General features: G+C 30.9%; 17 protein-coding genes. 13 read left to right on the forward strand and 4 right to left on the reverse strand.

The genetic code is table 11. The features are described from left to right. Positions 1–27: 27 nt before the first annotated feature. On the forward strand, positions 28–1,605 hold the full coding sequence (gene rny / locus H0I32_RS15320; protein WP_179314442.1) for a ribonuclease Y: 1,578 nt from the start codon (positions 28–30) through the stop codon (positions 1,603–1,605). Between the two features lie 48 nt (positions 1,606–1,653). Here the strand turns inward: rny and H0I32_RS15325 are convergent, their stop codons facing one another. Together H0I32_RS15325 and xerD are read right to left on the reverse strand one after the other, a co-directional pair. After that, on the reverse strand, positions 1,654–2,820 hold the full coding sequence (locus tag H0I32_RS15325) for a sensor histidine kinase (RefSeq protein ID WP_179314443.1): 1,167 nt from the start codon (positions 2,818–2,820) through the stop codon (positions 1,654–1,656). A 150-nt stretch (positions 2,821–2,970) separates the two neighbouring features. Further along, on the reverse strand, positions 2,971–3,867 hold the full coding sequence (gene xerD, locus H0I32_RS15330) for a site-specific tyrosine recombinase XerD (RefSeq protein WP_173588711.1): 897 nt from the start codon (positions 3,865–3,867) through the stop codon (positions 2,971–2,973). A 306-nt stretch (positions 3,868–4,173) separates the two neighbouring features. Here xerD and H0I32_RS15335 point away from each other — a divergent pair, with 306 nt between their 5' ends. The 4 genes from H0I32_RS15335 (at position 4,174) to H0I32_RS15350 (ending at position 6,759) form a co-directional block, all read left to right on the forward strand. Then, on the forward strand, positions 4,174–4,815 hold the full coding sequence (locus H0I32_RS15335; RefSeq protein ID WP_179314444.1) for a porin family protein: 642 nt from the start codon (positions 4,174–4,176) through the stop codon (positions 4,813–4,815). Between the two features lie 167 nt (positions 4,816–4,982). Beyond that, positions 4,983–5,402, forward strand: a complete 420-nt coding sequence (aroQ, locus tag H0I32_RS15340; protein ID WP_179314445.1) for a type II 3-dehydroquinate dehydratase — start codon at positions 4,983–4,985, stop codon at positions 5,400–5,402. 51 nt (positions 5,403–5,453) lie between these two features. Beyond that, the gene (locus H0I32_RS15345) at positions 5,454–5,936 is read left to right on the forward strand and encodes a hypothetical protein (RefSeq protein WP_179314446.1); all 483 of its coding nucleotides are present in this window, start codon (positions 5,454–5,456) and stop codon (positions 5,934–5,936) included. A gap of 181 nt (positions 5,937–6,117) precedes the next feature. After that, a complete protein-coding gene (locus tag H0I32_RS15350) occupies positions 6,118–6,759 on the forward strand; it encodes a porin family protein (protein WP_173588715.1) in 642 nt (213 codons plus the stop codon). Between the two features lie 122 nt (positions 6,760–6,881). Here the strand turns inward: H0I32_RS15350 and lpdA are convergent, their stop codons facing one another. Both lpdA and msrB read right to left on the reverse strand, forming a co-directional pair. Continuing rightward, a complete protein-coding gene (lpdA, locus tag H0I32_RS15355; protein ID WP_179314447.1) occupies positions 6,882–8,258 on the reverse strand; it encodes a dihydrolipoyl dehydrogenase in 1,377 nt (458 codons plus the stop codon). A 190-nt stretch (positions 8,259–8,448) separates the two neighbouring features. Then, on the reverse strand, positions 8,449–8,940 hold the full coding sequence (gene msrB / locus H0I32_RS15360) for a peptide-methionine (R)-S-oxide reductase MsrB (RefSeq protein ID WP_179314448.1): 492 nt from the start codon (positions 8,938–8,940) through the stop codon (positions 8,449–8,451). A gap of 141 nt (positions 8,941–9,081) precedes the next feature. Here msrB and H0I32_RS15365 point away from each other — a divergent pair, with 141 nt between their 5' ends. From H0I32_RS15365 to H0I32_RS15400, 8 genes are all read left to right on the forward strand, one after another. Beyond that, the gene (locus H0I32_RS15365; protein WP_179314449.1) at positions 9,082–10,485 is read left to right on the forward strand and encodes a glycogen synthase; all 1,404 of its coding nucleotides are present in this window, start codon (positions 9,082–9,084) and stop codon (positions 10,483–10,485) included. 8 nt (positions 10,486–10,493) lie between these two features. Further along, complete coding sequence (locus H0I32_RS15370) at positions 10,494–11,759, forward strand: glucose-1-phosphate adenylyltransferase (RefSeq protein ID WP_173588719.1); 1,266 nt, start codon at positions 10,494–10,496, stop codon at positions 11,757–11,759. Positions 11,760–11,762: 3 nt separating this feature from the next. After that, positions 11,763–13,673: a 1,4-alpha-glucan branching protein GlgB gene (glgB, locus tag H0I32_RS15375; RefSeq protein WP_179314450.1), complete on the forward strand. Its 1,911-nt coding sequence runs from the start codon at positions 11,763–11,765 to the stop codon at positions 13,671–13,673. Positions 13,674–13,822: 149 nt separating this feature from the next. Beyond that, positions 13,823–14,230 carry a hypothetical protein gene (locus H0I32_RS15380; protein WP_179314451.1) on the forward strand — a complete coding sequence of 136 codons (408 nt, stop codon included), beginning with the start codon at positions 13,823–13,825 and terminating at the stop codon, positions 14,228–14,230. Then, positions 14,227–15,081, forward strand: a complete 855-nt coding sequence (locus H0I32_RS15385) for a hypothetical protein (protein WP_179314452.1) — start codon at positions 14,227–14,229, stop codon at positions 15,079–15,081. The genes H0I32_RS15380 and H0I32_RS15385 overlap by 4 nt, the downstream gene beginning before the upstream one ends. A gap of 265 nt (positions 15,082–15,346) precedes the next feature. Then, positions 15,347–17,764, forward strand: coding sequence for a glycoside hydrolase family 31 protein (locus H0I32_RS15390; RefSeq protein WP_179314453.1), 2,418 nt, complete (start codon positions 15,347–15,349; stop codon positions 17,762–17,764). Between the two features lie 69 nt (positions 17,765–17,833). After that, positions 17,834–18,658, forward strand: a complete 825-nt coding sequence (locus H0I32_RS15395) for a M48 family metallopeptidase (RefSeq protein WP_173588724.1) — start codon at positions 17,834–17,836, stop codon at positions 18,656–18,658. 135 nt (positions 18,659–18,793) lie between these two features. Beyond that, entirely contained in the window at positions 18,794–20,176 is a 1,383-nt protein-coding gene (locus tag H0I32_RS15400) for an MFS transporter (protein ID WP_179314454.1), read from the forward strand. Positions 20,177–20,261: the final 85 nt, after the last annotated feature.

The following is a 20,261-nucleotide window of genomic DNA, read 5'->3' on the forward strand; positions in this document are numbered from 1 at the left end:
TTTATACACTAAAACTAAATAAGAAAGATGGATAATTACGCAATAATATTTATTGTTGGAGGAATAATAGGAGGAATAATAATAGGGTTCTTTATAGCTAAAGCTTTAGAAAAAGGGAAAGCTTCAAAATTAATTGCTAGTGCAGAAATTGAGTCTAAATCAATTTTGAAAGAAGCTAAATCAGAGGGGGAATCAATAAAAAAAGAAAAAATATTACAAGCTAAAGAGAAATTTATTGAGTTAAAATCAGAGCACGAAAAGGTGATTTTTTCTAGAGATAAAAAAATGTCTGAAGCAGAGAAACGCATAAGAGACAAAGAATCTCAGCTTTCTAGTGAATTAAATAAATCTAAAAAATCTAATCAATCTTTAGAAAGTAAGATTAAAGATTACGATTTTAGATTAGAGTTTCTTGATAAGAAACAAGAAGAAATTGATAAATCTCATCAAAATCAAATCAAACAATTAGAAGTGATTTCTTCATTGTCTGCTGAAGAAGCAAAAGCACAATTAGTAGAGTCTTTAAAAGAGGAAGCTAAGACAGATGCCATGGCTTTCATTCAAAATCATGTTGAAGAAGCTAAATTAACAGCACAGCAAGAAGCTAAAAAGATTATTATCAATACCATTCAACGTATTGGTACAGAAGAAGCAGTTGATAACTGTGTGTCTGTATTTAATATTGAATCTGATGACGTTAAAGGTCGTATTATTGGTAGAGAAGGTAGAAACATTAGAGCAATTGAAGCTGCAACAGGTGTAGAGATTATTGTAGATGATACACCAGAAGCAATTATCTTATCTTGTTTCGATTCTGTAAGACGTGAAATTGCACGTTTATCATTACACAAGTTAGTTACGGACGGAAGAATACACCCTGCTAGAATTGAAGAAATTGTAAGAAAGACAGAAAAGCAGATTGAACAAGAAATTATAGAAGTAGGTAAGCGTACGGTTATCGATTTAGGAATTCATGGTTTACATCCTGAATTAATAAAAATGGTAGGTCGTATGAAATATCGTTCTTCTTACGGACAAAACTTGTTACAACACTCGCGTGAAGTTGCTAAGCTTTGTGGTGTTATGGCTGCTGAGTTAGGGTTAAATCCTAAATTAGCTAAACGTGCAGGTTTATTACATGATATAGGTAAAGTACCGTCATCAGAAACAGATGTTGAAACGCCACACGCCATTTTAGGTATGCAATGGGCTGAGAAACATGGAGAGAAACCAGAAGTATGTAATGCTATTGGGGCTCACCACGACGAGATTGAGATGACAACATTACTAGCGCCAATAATTCAGGTTTGTGATGCTATTTCAGGAGCAAGACCAGGAGCAAGACGTCAAGTATTAGATTCTTATATACAACGTCTTAAAGATTTAGAAGATGTAGCCTTTGGATTTACAGGAGTAAAGAAAGCTTATGCTATACAAGCAGGTAGAGAATTACGTGTTATTGTAGAAAGTGAAAAAGTTACAGATGAAAAGGCAGCTAGTTTATCGTTTGAGATTTCTCAGAAAATACAAACAGATATGACATATCCAGGACAAGTAAAAGTAACAGTGATTAGAGAAACTAGAGCTGTTAATATTGCGAAGTAAATAGTATTTTAATATAAAGTAAAAAGCACTCTAAATTAGAGTGCTTTTTTATTTTTTAAGCGTTATGGAGAAAGAAGTACCATGATTTAAAGTGCTTTCTACTTGTATTTCTCCGTGTATGGCTTCAACTTGTGTTTTTGTAATATATAAACCAACACCTCTAGAGTCTGCTCTTTTAGTACCGTGAAACGTCTTGTACATTTCAAAAATGTGATTTTTATATTTATCCATATCAATACCAATACCATTATCTGAAATTAAAATTTTAATGGTATTGTTTATGTGTATGGCTTCAATAATTATTTGACTATCCTTTTTAGGGTCAGAATATTTTATACCATTAGAAATTAAATTATAAAATATACTTTCTAAATAAGGTTTGTTTGTAAAAAGAGTATCTCCTTTTTTTATCGCATTATGTACGGTGATTTCTTTGTTCTCTATATCTATTTTTAGGCTTTCTATTATTTTATTAGTAAAATCATAAAGATTAATGTGCTCATTAAGATCTTGAGAGTCACTCTTAGATTTTATACTTACAATATCATCTAGATCGACAATAGTAGTGGTTAAAGACTTTGAAATAGTTTGTAGATGTCCTATTAATTCTTCTTTTTCATTTTCAGACTCAGCTTCATCATAAAACTCTAAAATATTTTTAAAATTACCAATATGAGTTTTTAAGTTGTGAGAAACAATATGTGTAAAACTATAAAGTCTTTTATTTTGACAAGTAATTAATTGAAGATTCTTTTCTAAAAGTTCTTCGCTAACTTTAGAACTTGTAATATCTGTATGTGTACCAATTATACATGTAGATTTATTGTTTTTGTCTTTTTCTACAACCTTAGCTTTATTTAATATCCACTTGTAACTCCCATCTTTACAGCGAATTCGGTATTCGTTTTCATAGAAATCAATATAACCTTCTAAAAACCTATTAAAATCTTTAAAATATTCATCTTTATCGTCTGCGTGTACTTTATCATCCCAGAACTTTGAGGTGTTTTTTATATCGCTTTCAGAATAACCAATGATTTGTATAGATTCTTTAGAGTAGAATACTTTATTTGTGTTTATATTCCATTCCCATAGTCCTATATTAGATAGCTCTATTGCAATTTTATACTTTTTGTCTTTATGAGAATTTGAAGAATACTTATTACTATAAAGATTATGGATCTGTTTTATTAGGTTGAGATTGGGGAATTTCATGGTCTTTTTCTTTATTATTTAGAGCATAATATTTTGATTTTGTCACATGTGTGCTGACAATTAAACCTTTATCTCATAAAAATAGTTCATAATTCTAAGTATAACTTATTTTTTATTGATTATTTAATATAAAACAATCAACTTAACACTTTATTTTCTAGGATGAAATTTATTTAAAACCTCACTTAAATGAGAACGATCTACATGCATATAAATTTCTGTAGTTGTTATACTCTCATGACCAAGCATCATTTGTATCGCTCTAAGATCAGCTCCATTTTCTAATAAATGGGTTGCAAATGAATGTCTAAAAGTGTGAGGCGATACGGTTTTATTTAAGCCTGTTTCTTTTACAAGTGTTTTAATAATGGTAAAAATCATAGCCCTTGTAAGTTGTTTTCCTCTTCTATTTAAAAATAAAACATCTCTATATTCCTCAATAACTGGTTCATGAGGCCGAATTTCTTTTACATAAATGCTAATAAATTTTTTAGTTAAATCACTTATGGGTACAAAGCGTTGTTTGTCTCCTTTACCGGTCACTTTTATAAAACCTTCATCAAAAAATAAATCTGAAAGTTTAAGGTTTGTCAATTCACTAACTCTTAATCCACAACTATATAAGGTTTCTATAATGGCTCGGTTACGTTCGCCTTGGGGAGTGCTTAAGTCTATACTAGAAATTAAAGTATCTATTTCTTTTACAGATAATGTATCGGGTAATTTTCTTCCTATTCTAGGGGTTTCTATTAAGTCTAATGGATTTGAGGTTCTATAATTTTCAAAAATAAGATAATCGAAAAAATTACGAAGTCCAGAAATTAAGCGCGCTTGAGACCTAGGATTGATATCTTTTGAAACAGAATAAATAAATTCCTTAACAACATTTGTATCTATTGTGATAGGAGATTCTTTTATATCATGACTTTCAAGATATGAAATCAATTTTTTAATGTCATAGCTGTAATTTTCAATAGAGTTTTTAGATAAACCACGTTCAATTTGTAAATAATGTTTGTAGTCTATGATTGCTTGTTCCCATTTCATAGTTAAAAATAACAATTTGTAGTTTATTAAATTTTATAATAGCTACATTTTTTTTCAAAATTAAAATCCTTTAGTCTATTCATTTAATAAAAAAATAAACTTAATATAAGGTCTATTATTTTTTTTTGTCTATTGAAAAAAGTAGATTTTCATTAATTATTTACAAATCAATTAGTTAGTGTGTTTTTAGATTAACCAGCTAGAATCATCGATAAAATGCGTTAAAATTTAACATTTAAAGGTTTTTTTTACAATTTTCAAAGGCTATTTTTGACCATCAATTTAATCAAAAATAAATTTAAAATTATGAAAAAATTATTATTTACAGCTGCAGTTGCAGTTCTTGGATTTTCAAACGTAAATGCACAAGAAGTTACTTTTGGTGCTAAAGCAGGTGTTAACTTTGCTACATTTGTTGGTGATGTTGAAGATACTGATGGTTTAACATCTTTTCATGTTGGTGGTGTCGCTGAAATTTCTTTTTCTGAGAAATTTTCTGTACAGCCAGAATTATTATATTCTATGCAAGGTGCTAGTAATGAGTATTCTGAATCTTTTTCTGGATATGCTTATGCTTCAGAGTATGAAGTAAAATTATCTTACATTAGTGTTCCTGTTATGGCTAAATATTATGTAGCTGAAGGTTTTAGTATTGAAGCAGGACCTCAAATAGGTTTCTTAGTTTCTGCTAAAGCTGATTCTGATTATACAGAATCTTTTGACGGAGAAGTAAGTTACACTGAATCAGAAGATGGTGTAGATGTTAAAGATGATTTTAACTCAATTGATTTTGGATTAAACTTTGGTGCTGGTTACAAAATGGATAATGGTTTAAACTTCGCTGTTCGTTATAACTTAGGTTTAGCAAATATAGCTAAAGATGCTGATGATGACTATAGTGTTCAAAACAATGTATTTCAAGTATCAGTAGGATATTTCTTTAACTAAAAGAAATAATTACATAATAAATTAAAACCGAAGCAATCAGCTTCGGTTTTTTTATGCGTATATTTTAATATCTTTACTTTATGAAGCTCACATGTTAAAAGTTCCGCTTCAAATTATATGTTTTATAACAAAAAAACATATTACAATTAAATATATATAATATATAGATGAAAAAGCTAATCATTATAAATGGACCAAACCTTAACTTGTTAGGTAAAAGAGAAACTAATATTTATGGAAGTATGACTTTTACGGAGTTTTTTGATTCTGTAGTTAAAAAATATCCCAATATAGACTTAGCATATTTTCAATCTAATATAGAAGGAGAGCTTATTGATAAAATTCAAGAAGTAGGTTTTACTTATGATGGTATTATTTTAAATGCAGCTGCCTATACGCATACATCTATAGGTATCGGAGATACTGTTAAAGGAGTGACAACACCTGTTGTAGAAGTTCATATTTCTAATACGTTCTCTAGAGAAGAATTTAGACACCAATCTTACATATCACCTAATGCAAAAGGAGTCATTTTAGGTTTTGGTTTGCAAAGCTATGAATTGGCTATTGAGAGCTTTTTAAGCTGATTTTAATCTTTTGGTGTATGTGATTTATTAAGAATATTTAAATTTTTATATATGAAGCGCTTTATTTTTACAGTCTTAATTTTAATAACCCTAGGTTGTTTTAATGGTTTGAAAGCGCAATCAGAATTTGGAATTAAAGGAGGGGGTAATTTAACTTTTTTTAATGTTGAAGAAGGTTCTTTTGGATCTAACCAAGAAGTAGAACTCGGATATTATGCAGGCTGCTTTGTTGATTTTGAAATTGAAAATGGTTTTAATTTACAAACCGAATTACTTTTTATAGGTCTTGGAGATTTTAAGTTTTTAAATGCTCCTATTTATCTCAAATATAATTTTGATGAGGATTTTAATATTCTTGTTGGTCCTAGTATAAATTATTTTCTTAATTTTTTTTATACGAAATTAAAAATTAGAGCAGATTTAGCTTTTGCGTATAATTTAACTTCAAAATTAGATCTTCATATGAAATACACCATCGGTTTTGAAGAAATTTCACCCAACGTATTGTTTTTAGGATTAGGATATAAATTATAAATTCTTGTCTTTTTTTACAAATGAGTTAACCTTTTTCTTCATAGAGTTTAACCTATTGTAATTGATTTCCGATTGTTTTTTGACTAAAAAACGAAAGTTGTTAAACTGCTGTTAAGCCTTGTTTTATTGGTGTTTAGCTCTTTAGTTTTGTGGTATTAACCAAAATAAATCAATAATAATTATGAGAAATTTAATTGTATTTGCAACCGTATTTATATTCACATTATCATCTAGTTATTCGTATTCGCAATCAGATTCTAAAGCTGTGCAATTAGGAGCAAAGGGAGGTGTTAACTTCTCTAAAATTACAGGAGATGATTTTGAAGATGTAGATTCAAGAACAAGTTTTAATGCAGGATTAGTTGCTGAAATTCCATTGTCGGAAAGAATTTCATTTCAACCAGAAGTGTTTTACTCAGGTCAAGGTTTCAATGTTGTACAAGCCGAAGATCGATTTTTTAATACCAGTGAAGATATAGAATATCAGTTAGACTATATTCAGGTTCCTTTGTTGCTTAAAGTTTATTTAATTAAAGGTTTAAGTGTAGAAGCAGGACCACAATTTGGATTTAAGATTCATGAAGAATTTGATTCTGAACCTAACTCTGATGGTGGTGATTTTGAAATCAATGAAGACGATTCTTATGTGAAGGATTTTGATACAAGTTTAGCATTTGGAACATCTTATAAGTTTGATGGAGGTTTTTTTGTTAGTGCCCGTTATACTATGGGATTATCAAGTGTTTTTAAAGACGATACGCTTTTCGAAAATGTAGATGGTAAAAATGAAGTATTACAATTAGGTCTTGGATTTATGTTTTAAATTATATCCAATTCATTTAATTGCATAAAAAAAGTTCCAGAATATAATTCTGGAACTTTTTTATTTTTCTAGCTTCTAGCTTCTAGCTTCTAGCTTCTAGCTTCTAGCTTCTAGCTTCTAGCTTATAGGTGAATTACTTCATCATAAGCAGCAGCAACAGCTTCCATTACCGCTTCACTCATAGTAGGGTGAGGGTGAACTGTTTTTAATACTTCGTGTCCTGTTGTTTCTAATTTACGACCTAAAACAGCTTCAGCAATCATATCTGTAACACCAGCACCAATCATATGGCATCCTAACCATTCGCCATATTTAGCATCAAAGATTACTTTTACAAAACCTTCTTTGTTACCACCTGCACTAGCTTTTCCTGATGCAGAGAAAGGGAATTTACCAATCTTAACATCTAAGCCTTGTTCCTTAGCTTGTGCTTCTGTTATACCAACACTAGCAATCTCTGGGGAACAATACGTACAACCAGGAATATTTCCGTAGTCTAAAGCTTCAACATGTTGTCCAGCAATTTTTTCTACACAAAGAATCCCTTCAGCAGAAGCAACGTGTGCTAAAGCTTGACCAGGAGTTACATCTCCAATAGCGTAATAACCAGGCATATTTGTTTGGTAGAAATCGTTAACTAAGATTTTATCTCTATCAACAGCGATACCAACATCTTCTAAACCGATGTTTTCAATATTAGATTTAATACCAACAGCAGATAATACAATATCAGCTTCTAGTACTTCTTCTCCTTTTTTAGTTTTTATAGTTGCTTTAACACCAGATCCAGAAGTATCAACCGAAGTTACTTCTGCAGAAGTCATAATGTTAATTCCTGCTTTTTTAAAGCTACGCTCTAATTGTTTAGAAACGTCATCATCTTCAACAGGTACAATTTTATCTAAATACTCAACAATAGTTACTTCAGTTCCTATTGAATTGTAGAAATATGCAAATTCAACACCAATAGCTCCAGAACCAACAACAATCATTTTCTTAGGTTGTTTTTCTAAAGTCATGGCTTGTCTGTAACCAATTACTTTTTTACCATCTTGTGGTAAGCTAGGAAGTTCACGAGAGCGTGCACCTGTAGCGATAATAATATGGTCAGCAGAATATTCTTTTCCGTCAACTTCAACTTTTTTCCCTGGTTTAAGAGTTCCATAACCTTCAATAACGTCTATTTTATTCTTTTTCATTAAGAATTTAACACCGCCACTCATGCCTTCAGCAACTCCACGACTACGCTTTACAATAGCATCAAAATCATGTTCTGCATCTTTAACTTTTAATCCGTAATCTCCAGCATGTTTTAAATATTCAAATACTTGAGCAGATTTTAAAAGAGCTTTTGTAGGGATACAACCCCAATTTAAACACACACCACCAAGACTTTCTTTTTCTACAACTGCAGTTTTAAATCCTAATTGTGATGCTCTAATTGCTGTTACGTAGCCACCAGGACCACTTCCTAATACTATAATATCGTATTTACTCATGGGTAAGTTTTATTTATTGAATTATTGAATTTTTCTAATTACAAAAGTAAGAAATTCCAAAAACATAACCCCACAATCTAGAGTGTTTAAATTATACTAAATTAGTATAATTTAATATTTAGAATGTTTTTAATTAAAAAGGATAGAAGCGTAGTTCTAAATGCTTCTGGGAAAGCTTTTTTATAGCAAATTATTCCTTGGCAGCTACAAAGGTTAGTGCATCACCATTAATACAGTGGCGCTTTCCTGTCGTTTCTTTTGGTCCATCATTAAAAACGTGTCCTAAATGTCCGCCACAATTAGCACAATGTTCTTCATCTCTAGTATATCCAATTTTGGTATCTGTACCAAAAGCAACATTACCTTCTATAACGCGATCAAAACTTGGCCAACCAGAACCAGATTCAAATTTATGTTCGCTTTTAAATAAAGGGACATTACAAGCAGCACAATGATAAACACCTTTTTTGTGGTTATTATTAAAAGGACTAGAGTAAGGACGTTCAGTACCAGCTTCTCTTAATATAAAATATTGCTCCTTGGTCAGTTGAGCTTTCCACTCAGCTTCTGTTTTGGTAACATTAAAAGTTACTTTTTCGTTTTCTTTTTGATTGCTTTTCTGAGCAGAACTATTGCAACTAAAAAATAATGTAATTAAGGCAATTATGAAGTATTTTTTCATTTTATAAGTTTATTTATACAGTTTGCTATTTAAGTCGTAATAGTCTTTTGATAATTACGATAGTCTCTTAATTTATTTACTAAAAGCTTGACTTTTTATGAAAAAAAAATGTTAAATTTATAGACAAAATTGTTTGTATAAATGAAGATATTCCATTTAAGTGCAGAATGTTATCCTATTGCTAAAATTGGAGGTTTAGCAGATGTTGTAGGGGCTTTGCCTAAGTACCAAAATGAAGTTGGTGAAGACAGTGCTGTAATAATGCCATTTTATAATAATAACTTTACAAAGGCTCATAAATTTATAACTGTTTTTAATGATGAAATTGATCTGGGGAATGTAAAGTATCCTTACAGTATCTTAAAAATAGCAGATGATAGTTTAGATTTTGATGTGTTTTTTGTGCATGTAGAGGATTTACTCTATAAAGACTATGTGTATTCCGAAAACGATATCGATAGATTCTTAGCGTTTCAAATTGCGGCATTAGATTGGATTTTAACTTTAGAAAATAAACCAGATATTCTTCATTGTCACGATCACCATACAGGATTAATTCCTTTTATGGCTCAAGAATCCTTTAAATACCAATTATTAAATAAAATACCTGTTATAACAACCATTCACAATGCACAATACCAAGGTTGGATGTCTTATGAACATTTATATAAAATTCCAGAATTCAATATGAAAAATATAGGATTATTAGATTGGGATAATAGTATAAATCCACTAGCGGCAGCTATAAAATGTGCTTGGAGAGTAACTACAGTTTCTCCAAGTTATATGGAAGAATTGAAAAAAAATGCTAACGGATTAGAGCATTTGTTAGCGAATGAAAGTGCTAAGTCTTTTGGGATTTTAAACGGAATTGATACAGATGTTTGGAATACTGAAACCGATGCTTTTATTATAGATAATTATAATCAAGCCTCAGTAGCTTCAGGTAAGCATGGAAATAAAAGATGGCTTTGCGATACCTTTAATTTAGATGAAAATAAACCTTTAGTAGCATTTATAGGTCGTTTGGTAGGAGAAAAAGGAGCGGAGTTATTACCTGAAGTATTTCGAAGCATATTGCAAGATAAGGAAGCAAATATTTTACTTCTTGGTTCTGGTCTTAAAGAAACAGAAGAGCAGCTTAATGCTCTTAAAAATGAATACAAAGGAAATTACAATGTTTACATTGGTTATGACGAAAAACTGTCTCATATTATTTATGCTGGTGCAGATTTTTTAATTATGCCATCTCGCGTAGAACCTTGTGGACTAAATCAAATGTATTGCTTGAGATATGGAACAGTTCCTGTAGTGAGAAGTATTGGCGGACTTAAAGATACCGTTGTAGATATAAATAATAATGGTTTCGGAATATGTCATAACGAAGTTACAATTACCGATATTAATAATGCGATTAATCGCGCATTAGATTTTTATAAGAATAAAACCCAATTTAACTCCAATAGAAAATTCATCATGAGTTTAGATCACTCATGGAAAGCCTCAGCTAATGCCTACATAAACTTATACAACTCAATAAACTAATAAACAATATGATTAACAACAGAGTATTATCAATTATCTTAGGAGGAGGTCAGGGATCTCGGCTTTACCCATTAACTGAAAAAAGATCTAAACCAGCAGTACCAATTGCGGGTAAATACAGGTTGGTAGATATTCCTATTTCTAATTGTATTAACTCAGGGATGAAACGTATGTATGTCTTAACGCAGTTTAATTCTGCCTCTCTAAATAGGCATATTAAAAACACATATAACTTTAGTTTTTTTAGTTCGGCATTTGTAGATGTACTTGCAGCTGAGCAAACGATAAAAAGTGATAAGTGGTTTCAAGGTACAGCAGATGCTGTTAGACAAAGCATGGATCATTTTTTACAACATGATTTTGAGTATGCTCTAATACTTTCTGGTGATCAACTGTATCAAATGGATTACAATGATATTATTGAAAAACATATTGAAAGTAATGCTGATATTTCTGTAGCAACTTATCCTGTAAATGCAAAAGATGCAACTTCTTTTGGAATTTTAAAATCTAATGAAGACAATTTAATTACTTCATTTATAGAAAAACCTTCTTCAGATTTATTAGTCGATTGGAAATCTGATGTTGGAGAAGAAATGAAAAGTCAAGGTCGTGAATACTTAGGTTCTATGGGGATTTATGTGTTTAATAGAGAGTTGCTTATTGAGCTTATGGCAGATGAAAGTACTGTGGATTTTGGTAAAGAAATCATTCCACAATCTATAGAAAAATATAAAACAGTAAGTTATCCGTTTGAAGGATACTGGACAGATATCGGAAATATAGATTCGTTTTTTGAAGCTAATATTGGTTTAACAGATGCCATGCCTCAGTTTAATCTCTATGACTCTAAACAACGTGTTTATACTAATGCTCGTATACTTCCTACATCTAAAATATCAGGAACAAGTTTAGATAGAGCTGTTATTGCAGAAGGTTGTATTATAGGTGCAGCTAAAATTGAAAAATCAGTAATTGGTATTCGCTCGCGTATTGGTCAAGATTCTACCATAATTAATACGTATATGATGGGGAATGATGATTATGAATCTTTAGCTGGAATTAATAAAAATCATACCGAAATTTTAATAGGAATAGGGGAGCGTTGTTATATTAAAAATACAATTATAGATAAAAATGTGCGTATTGGTGATGATGTAAGAATTAATGGTGGAGCACATCTTGAAGATACAGAAACAGATACTTATGTCATAAAAGAAGGTATTGTAGTCATTAAAAAAGGAGTTGTTATTCCTAAAGGTTTTGTACTTTAATTTATGGGAAAAGTAATCGCACACAGTCGTTTTACAGATTTTGATATCAACCTTTTTAAATCCGGTAAACATTATCGTTTATATGAGAATTTTGGATCACATTTAACAACTGTAGATGGCGTAGAAGGCACTTATTTTGCTGTTTGGGCACCTAGTGCTAATCAGGTTTCTGTGGTAGGAGATTTCAATTTTTGGAAGGATGGAGAATACCTTTTAAACGTCCGCTGGGATTCTAGTGGAATTTGGGAAGGTTTTATTCCTAATGTCAATAAAGGAAGTATCTATAAATACAAAATCCATAGCAATAATAATGGTATTGTTACCGAAAAAGCAGATCCTTATGCAAGACGCTGCGAACATAATCCTAGCACAGGATCTATTGTTTGGGAAGATGATTATAAATGGAAAGATAAAACATGGTTAAAAAAGAGAACTAAGCATAACGCTTTAGATGCACCATATTCTGTATATGAAGTTCATTTAGGCTCTTGGAAAAAGCAAATTGAAGAGAATCGATTTCTCTCTTATGTAGAATTGGCAGATGAATTGGTCAACTATGTAAAAGAAATGAATTTTACACATGTAGAATTAATGCCTATTATGGAGTTTCCATACGATCCATCTTGGGGCTATCAAGTTACAGGGTATTTTGCACCAACTTCTCGATTTGGTTATCCTGAAGAATTTAAACTTTTAGTCGATAAATTACATCAAAACGATATCGGAATTATTTTAGATTGGGTACCTTCTCATTTTCCAGAAGATGCTCATGGTCTAGGATTCTTTGATGGTTCTGCACTTTACGAACATCCAGATAAAAGAAAAGGCTATCACCAGGATTGGAAAAGTTTAATATTTAATTACGGACGTAATGAGGTAAAGTCTTTTCTTATCAGTAATGCTTTATTTTGGTTAGATCAATACCATGCCGATGGCTTAAGAGTCGATGCTGTTGCCTCTATGCTGTTTTTAGATTACAGTAGAGAAGATGGCGAATGGGAACCAAATATATATGGTGGAAACGAAAATTTAGAAGCCATGTCATTTTTAAGAGAAATGAATGAAGCTGTCTATGCTTCTTTTCCAGATGTACAAACTATAGCAGAAGAATCTACCGCATTTCCTATGGTATCTAAACCAACGTTTATGGGAGGTTTAGGTTTTGGAATGAAATGGATGATGGGCTGGATGCACGATACGCTTCAGTATTTTGCAAAAGAACCGATTTACAGAGAATATCATCAAAATGATTTAACATTCTCTATGACGTATGCGTTTACAGAGAATTTTATGTTGCCGTTAAGTCATGATGAAGTGGTTTATGGTAAAAAATCTATTTTAGGAAGAATGCCAGGAGATGAGTGGCAACGCTTTGGAAACTTGAGACTTTTATACAGTTATATGTTTACACATCCAGGAACTAATTTATTGTTTCAAGGCTCAGAATTTGGACAAAGTAACGAATGGGATTTTCAAAATAGTCTCGATTGGCACTTATTAGAATTTAGTCCTCATCAGGGGGTACAACAATTAATAAAAGATTTAAATACATTATACAAGAAACAACCTGCATTATATGAAAAGCAATTTTCAATAGACGGCTTTGAGTGGATTGATTATGGCGATTCTAAAAATTCAGTTTTCACTTATATAAGAAAAGGAAATGATAAAGCAGAAGATTTAATTATAGCTTGTAATATGACGCCAAATCCTAAAGAAAACTATAAATTAGGAGTACCAAGAAAAGGTAAGTTGAAAGAAGTTTTTAATAGCGATCTTGAGAAATACTTTGGTACAGGTCAGTATAAAAATAAATTAAAAACAACAAAAGCTATTTCTTGGAATTATAGAGATCAATCTATAGAGATAACTATTCCTCCTTTAGGAATGGTGGTATTTAAGTATTCTAAATAATAAAACCATAGCCCTGTTAGTTTCTCAATCTAAGAGGGTTTTACTGTAATAAATAAAAAGGCTTTTAAGGTTTCCTAATCTTAAAGGTCTTATTATTTTAGCCAGTAGAGCATCTAAATAATGTTAATATTGTAGTTTAATCATAATTTATGACTGAAAAAACAAAAGAGTATATTTTAAAATATAGCATTCCAAGCCTTGCTGTTTTGGTTATTGCTATTCACTTCTTTTTTGTTAATACTCAAAATCTAAATGCATGGAAAGGTGGAGGATACGGTATGTATACAGGTATTCATTATCAATACAATCAAATATATATACCAGGAATGTCTGTAGATTCTTTAATTGGTAAGAAAGGTGAAATGAAAAGCATATTTGATCGCTTAAAATTAATGCCTAATAAAACGAACCTAAAAAAAGCAGCAATATTAGTTTTAAAAACAAGAGATAAAGATAGTGTTCATATACAGATATGGAAGCCCGCTATTAGCAGGGTAGATAACACATATACAAGAGTTTTAATAGATGAAATTTACTTAAAAAACTCTGAATTGTGAAATATTGGATGACGATAGAAGAAAGGCTAAAAAACAACATTGCGTTGGCATTACAGTTGTTGCTATTACTTGTTGGTGTTTATATTATAATCATGGCCGAAGAATTCCGTATTTGGAAAATTCCTTTGCTTATTATTGGTTTATTAAGTTGGTTTTTTTTCGGTAATAAAACCAAATATCCTATTATTTGGATTATGCTTTTTATGATCCTTATTGTTGATTTATGTAATTTGTATTTTGGTGTTGCTAATCACCATTTTATGCTTTTATACATGGTACTTTCGGTATTGCTTTACTTTTACCATAAACGTACTGAAATTTTACAAAAAAATATCCAAATGCTATTAGTTGTAGTAGTAATAACCTCTGTTGTTCAGAAATTGATGTCAAGTCAGTTTATTAATGGAGATTTTTATTACGATATGATGAATAAAGGAGGTTTATTCCGCGTTTTTTTTAGATTTTTTCCTGAAAAATTCGAGTTGATAAAAAGTAATTATCAAAGTTTTTTAGACTTAAATAATACAAATCCAAATTTATATAAAAAAATAGAATTGAAGACTATTATTCCACATCAAGCTAGTGTTAGTTTGGTATTTGCTTGGGTAACTATTTTTGTTGAATTTTTGGTAGCTTTATTCATACTTGTTAAACCTAAAAATACTTGGACTCACTTACTTTTTGTTATGATGATTTTAGGTGTATTATGTACAAGATTAGAAACAGGTTTTATGGCGTTATTGTCAATTTGTGGACTGCTTTTATGCCATAACTTAAAATTGAGATTATTATATGTGTTAATGGTAGTTGGTTGTATTACATTAGTAGTTACAAAATTTGGATTTCATTAAAAGGAATAAATAATTCCCTTTTTTCTGGAAATTAAAAAATAGAAAGTATAACAATTAAGTTTTTGTAAGTATCTATTTATACCTTTTTTAGGTATAAATTATTGATTGCGTATTTGTTATTAATAATATAAGTATTGATTTTTTATCAATAATTAATTCGAAAACGTTATAGTTGATAATAATATTTAATAACCAAACAGAACCCTTTTTAATGTTGGTTTTTTTCCGTTTTTTTGTTAGTAATTTTTGCTTAAAAAATTGACTTATGATTATAAATACAGAATTAGAAAATAAAGGAAACCTATTTCCTTCAAAAATCATAGACTTTAAAAAAGACGTTGATAAGTTATACTTCACTGCAAATAATGATGTTATTTTAGAATTAACTGTTGTAAGAGATAGTTTGCTAAGATTTAGGTATACAACAGTCGGTAATTTTAATAATGACTTTTCATATGCTATCACTAAATATGCAAGTATTGGTTATAATAAACTAGAAATTGAAGAGAAAGAAACGTGCTATGTCGTTACAACATCAAAATTAAGGTGCGAAATTTCTAAAGACGATATGCGTACTTCTATTTACGATGCTGTTGATGGTGTTTTAATAAGTCAAGATGAAAGTGGATTCCATTGGGAAGAAAGTTACGAGCATGGAGGGAATGTTGTAAAAATGAGTAAAGTCTCTAATGATGGAGAAAGTTATTACGGGCTAGGAGATAAGCCAAATCATCTTAATTTAAAAGGAAAGCGTTATAGCAATTGGGTTTCAGATTCTTATGCCTTCGGAAAAGATACAGATCCTATTTATAAGGCCATTCCTTTTTACACAGGTTTGCACAAAGGAAAAGCTTACGGAATATTTTTTGATAATACTTTTGAATCGTCTTTCGATTTTGCACACGAACGTAGAAATGTAACAAGCTTTTGGGCACAAGGAGGGGAGATGAATTATTACTTTTTCTATGGACCTAAAATGAATGACGTCGTAGAAAGTTATACAGATTTAACCGGAAAACCACATCATTTACCACCACTTTGGGCATTAGGATTTCACCAATGTAAATGGAGTTATTACCCTGAAAGTAAAGTAAAAGAAATTACATCAACCTTTAGAAAACTTAAAATTCCTTGTGATGCTATTTATTTAGACATCGATTATATGGAAGGTTTTAGATGTTTCACTTGGAACAAAGAATATTTCCCGGATCCAAAACGAATGGTTAAAGAATTATTAGATGATGGATTTAAAACCGTTGCTATTATTGATCCAGGAATTAAAATAGACAAAGAGTATTCTGTTTTTAATGAAGCTTTAGAGAAAGATTATTTCTGTAAACGTGCCGATGGCGATTATATGAAAGGTAAAGTATGGCCAGGAGAATGTTATTTTCCTGATTTTACAAATCCTGAAGTTAGAGATTGGTGGTCAGGACTGTTTCAAGAATTAATTGAAGATATAGGAGTTAAAGGGGTTTGGAATGATATGAATGAGCCAGCCGTAATGGAAGTTCCTAATAAAACATTCCCTAATGATGTACGTCACGATTACGACGGAAACCCTTGTAGCCATAGAAAAGCTCATAATATTTATGGGATGCAGATGGCCAGAGCAACGTATCAAGGTTTAAAAAAATACTCATTTCCAAAACGTCCATTCGTTATTACGCGTTCTGCCTATTCTGGTACACAACGTTATACTTCAACATGGACAGGAGATAACGTAGCAACTTGGGAGCATCTATGGATTGCAAATATCCAAGCACAACGTATGGCAATGTCTGGTTTCTCATTTGCAGGTAGTGATATTGGAGGGTTTGCAGAACAACCACAAGGAGAATTATTTACAAGATGGATTCAATTAGGTATTTTTCATCCCTTTTTTAGAGTACATTCTTCTGGTGATCATGGTGATCAAGAACCTTGGGCTTTTGATGAAGATGTTACAGATATTGTAAGAAAGTTTATTGAAATTAGATATCAATTATTACCTTATTTATATACTGCATTTTGGAATTATGTAGATCACGGAACACCGTTATTAAAGTCTTTAGTTTTATACGATCAAGAAGACGTGCAAACACATTATAGAACTGACGAATTTATTTTTGGAGAACAAATTTTAGCTTGTCCTATTTTAGAGCCTAATGCTAAAGGACGTAGAATGTATATTCCTAAAGGACAATGGTATGATTTCTGGACAGACAATGTTGTAAAAGGAGGAAAAGAAATGTGGGTTGATGCAGATATAGATAGTATGCCTATTTATATTAAAGCAGGAGCTATAATTCCAAAATATCCTATTCAACAATACGTTGGAGAGAAAGAAATTACAGAAATTACCCTAGATGTTTATTATAAAAAAGGGAAAGAAGAAAGTGAACTTTTTAGTGATGCAAATGATGGGTTCGATTATACTAAAGGGCGTTACAGCTTAAGAAACTTTAATCTAACAGGGAAATCAAATGAATTAATTATTAATCAATATAAGGAAGGCAAATTTGTGACACCTTATGAGACGTTTAAAATTCAACTTCATGGGTTACCTTTTGATATTTATGAAGTATATTTAGATAATGAAAAAGTAGATTATAAGAGTCAAAAAATTGACAATATTGAATATATTATAGTCGATAAGAATTTTTCTCAGTTACATATTAAAGGATTAAAGGTAAAATCATAGTGACTTATTGCCTAATTTTGTGTCCTAATAGTATCGTTGAAAATAATAATATTTACAAAAGAATTAAATATGAAGCTAAATAAAATAATATTGAGTTTTGTGATAGTCATTGTGGCAGTTTCATGCGCTACAAACCCTTTTACAGGGAAAAAAACAATGGCATTTGTTGGTAATGATGAATTGTTTCCATCAGCTTTTGCACAATACAGCCAGGTTCTTACAGAAAATAAAGTTATTACAGGAACATCAGATGCAGAGATGATTACTCGAGTAGGACAAAGAATAGCAGTTGCAGCCGAGCGTTATTTAACAGCGAATGGTTTTGAAGGGTATTTAGAAGATTATAAATGGGAATATTCACTTATAGAATCAGATGAAGTTAATGCTTGGTGTATGCCAGGAGGAAAAATAGCTTTTTACACAGGGATTTTACCTATTGCAGCTAATGAAACAGGTGTTGCAGCAATTATGGGGCATGAAGTTGCCCACGCACTTGCTAATCATGGACAACAGAGAATGAGTGCTGCTTATATTCAACAAGGTATATCTCTTGCTGGTAATGTGGCTTTGGCAGATGATAAAAACTTAGGTATTTATAACCAAGCTTTTGGTATCGCTTCTAATGTTGGAGGTATGTTACCTTTTAGTAGAAGTAATGAGACAGAAGCAGATAAAATAGGAGTTTATCTTATGGCTATTGCAGGTTATAACCCAGATGAAGCAGCAGAACTTTGGGTGCGTATGAAAGCAAATAGTGGCGACTCTTCTACTCCAGAATTTTTGAGTACACACCCTAGTAATGACTCTAGAATAGAAAATTTAAAAGCTTTAGCTCCAAAAGCAAAAGAAGAGGCTGCTAAATTTGGTGTAACATCATTTAGAGCTATAAATTAAAATTTTAATAATATTTGATTACTTTCGAAGCTGCTCAATTTGAGTGGCTTTTTTTTTTGATTTTTTTTGATGAAGTGATGTAAACTCAGTATAAAGTTTCACTTTATCAAGTAAACAATTAACGATATAATTCTTATGGATCAACTTCAAAAAGGGAGTAAAAAACTTCTTAATGCTTGGGCTTTTTACGATTGGGCAAATTCGGTTTATACCTTAACAATTGCTTCTTCCATATTCCCAATATTTTACTCGGCTTTATTTGTTTCACAAGTAGAGAAGAATGTTTCTGCTTTTGGAATGGTTTTTAAAAGTACTGCACTAATTACTTACGTTACAGCATTTACGTTTTTAATTGTCGCTATTTTTTCTCCAATTCTTTCCGGTATTGCCGATTATGTTGGGAATAAAAAGACTTTCATGAAATTCTTTTGCTATGTCGGTGCACTTGGTTGTATAGGTTTATATTGGTTTAGTTTAGATAGTATTCATATCAGTCTGTTGTTTTATTTTATGGGATTAATAGGCTATTGGGGAAGTTTAGTTTTTTACAATTCATATTTGCCAGATATTGCTTTTCCAGAACAACAAGATAGCATTAGTGCAAAAGGTTTTAGCATGGGATACTTGGGGAGTGTTTTACTTCTGGTACTAAATTTAGCTATGGTAATGTTTCCTAACTTTTTTGGTTTTGATATTAGTATTTCTAAAACGTTATTAGAAACAGGAACAGAAAAAGAAATTGCAGAAGCTTTAAAAGAAGCTAAAAATAGTGCTTCATTTGAAGCCATGCGTATTTCTTTTATAACCGTTGGTTTATGGTGGATTATTTTTAGTCAATATACATTTTACATTTTACCAAAAGGAATTTCTAAAGGTGGTAAAGTAACTAAAGATGTTGTTTTTAATGGTCTTAAAGAATTAAGACAAGTTTGGTTACAGTTGAAGCAGAATCTACGACTTAAACGTTATTTAGTCGCCTTTTTTGTGTTTAGTATGGCTGTACAAACTATTATGTTAGTTGCAGTTTACTTTGGAGAAGAAGAGATTGCTTGGGGTGGTGCTGATGCTAAAACATTTGGACTAATATCAAGTATTTTAATCATACAAGTTGTTGCTATTTTAGGTGCGTTTTTAACGTCTAGAGCATCTGCTAGATTTGGAAATATAAAAACATTAATTGTTATTAATTTCTTTTGGATGGGCTTATGTTTTTATGCCTATTTTATGAAAAGTGCTATGGAGTTTTATTTTGCAGCTTCACTTGTTGGTTTAGTAATGGGAGGTGTGCAGTCTTTGGCAAGATCTACATATTCTAAATTCTTACCTGAAACAGAAGATACAACTTCATATTTTAGTTTTTATGATGTTGCTGAAAAAATAGGAATCGTTATCGGAATGGTCATATTTGCAACAATAGATCAGATTACAGGAAGCATGAGAAATGCAATTTTGTTTTTGGTTGTCTTCTTCATAGCCGGAATCCTTTTGCTTTTTAGAGTACCCAAAGAAGCTAACTAGTTTCTTTTGTGAGATGCATATAGAAAAGTATAGATATAAAAAATGGTCAGAATTTCTTCCGACCATTTTTTATATCTATAAATCT

It is taken from the genome of Winogradskyella sp. HaHa_3_26 (assembly GCF_019278425.1).
Lineage (GTDB): Bacteria > Bacteroidota > Bacteroidia > Flavobacteriales > Flavobacteriaceae > Winogradskyella > Winogradskyella undariae.

Excerpts from the sequence above, each read along its gene's own strand:
- H0I32_RS15390 (WP_179314453.1), top strand. The coding sequence starts at position 15,347 with ATGATTATAAATACAGAATTAGAAAATAAAGGAAACCTATTTCCTTCA.
- H0I32_RS15345 (WP_179314446.1), top strand. The coding sequence starts at position 5,454 with ATGAAGCGCTTTATTTTTACAGTCTTAATTTTAATAACCCTAGGTTGT.
- H0I32_RS15380 (WP_179314451.1), top strand. The coding sequence starts at position 13,823 with ATGACTGAAAAAACAAAAGAGTATATTTTAAAATATAGCATTCCAAGC.
- lpdA (WP_179314447.1), bottom strand. The coding sequence starts at position 8,258 with ATGAGTAAATACGATATTATAGTATTAGGAAGTGGTCCTGGTGGCTAC.
- H0I32_RS15325 (WP_179314443.1), bottom strand. The coding sequence starts at position 2,820 with ATGAAATTCCCCAATCTCAACCTAATAAAACAGATCCATAATCTTTAT.
- rny (WP_179314442.1), top strand. The coding sequence starts at position 28 with ATGGATAATTACGCAATAATATTTATTGTTGGAGGAATAATAGGAGGA.
- aroQ (WP_179314445.1), top strand. The coding sequence starts at position 4,983 with ATGAAAAAGCTAATCATTATAAATGGACCAAACCTTAACTTGTTAGGT.
- glgB (WP_179314450.1), top strand. The coding sequence starts at position 11,763 with ATGGGAAAAGTAATCGCACACAGTCGTTTTACAGATTTTGATATCAAC.
- H0I32_RS15395 (WP_173588724.1), top strand. The coding sequence starts at position 17,834 with ATGAAGCTAAATAAAATAATATTGAGTTTTGTGATAGTCATTGTGGCA.
- msrB (WP_179314448.1), bottom strand. The coding sequence starts at position 8,940 with ATGAAAAAATACTTCATAATTGCCTTAATTACATTATTTTTTAGTTGC.
- H0I32_RS15335 (WP_179314444.1), top strand. The coding sequence starts at position 4,174 with ATGAAAAAATTATTATTTACAGCTGCAGTTGCAGTTCTTGGATTTTCA.
- H0I32_RS15400 (WP_179314454.1), top strand. The coding sequence starts at position 18,794 with ATGGATCAACTTCAAAAAGGGAGTAAAAAACTTCTTAATGCTTGGGCT.
- H0I32_RS15370 (WP_173588719.1), top strand. The coding sequence starts at position 10,494 with ATGATTAACAACAGAGTATTATCAATTATCTTAGGAGGAGGTCAGGGA.
- xerD (WP_173588711.1), bottom strand. The coding sequence starts at position 3,867 with ATGAAATGGGAACAAGCAATCATAGACTACAAACATTATTTACAAATT.
- H0I32_RS15365 (WP_179314449.1), top strand. The coding sequence starts at position 9,082 with ATGAAGATATTCCATTTAAGTGCAGAATGTTATCCTATTGCTAAAATT.
- H0I32_RS15350 (WP_173588715.1), top strand. The coding sequence starts at position 6,118 with ATGAGAAATTTAATTGTATTTGCAACCGTATTTATATTCACATTATCA.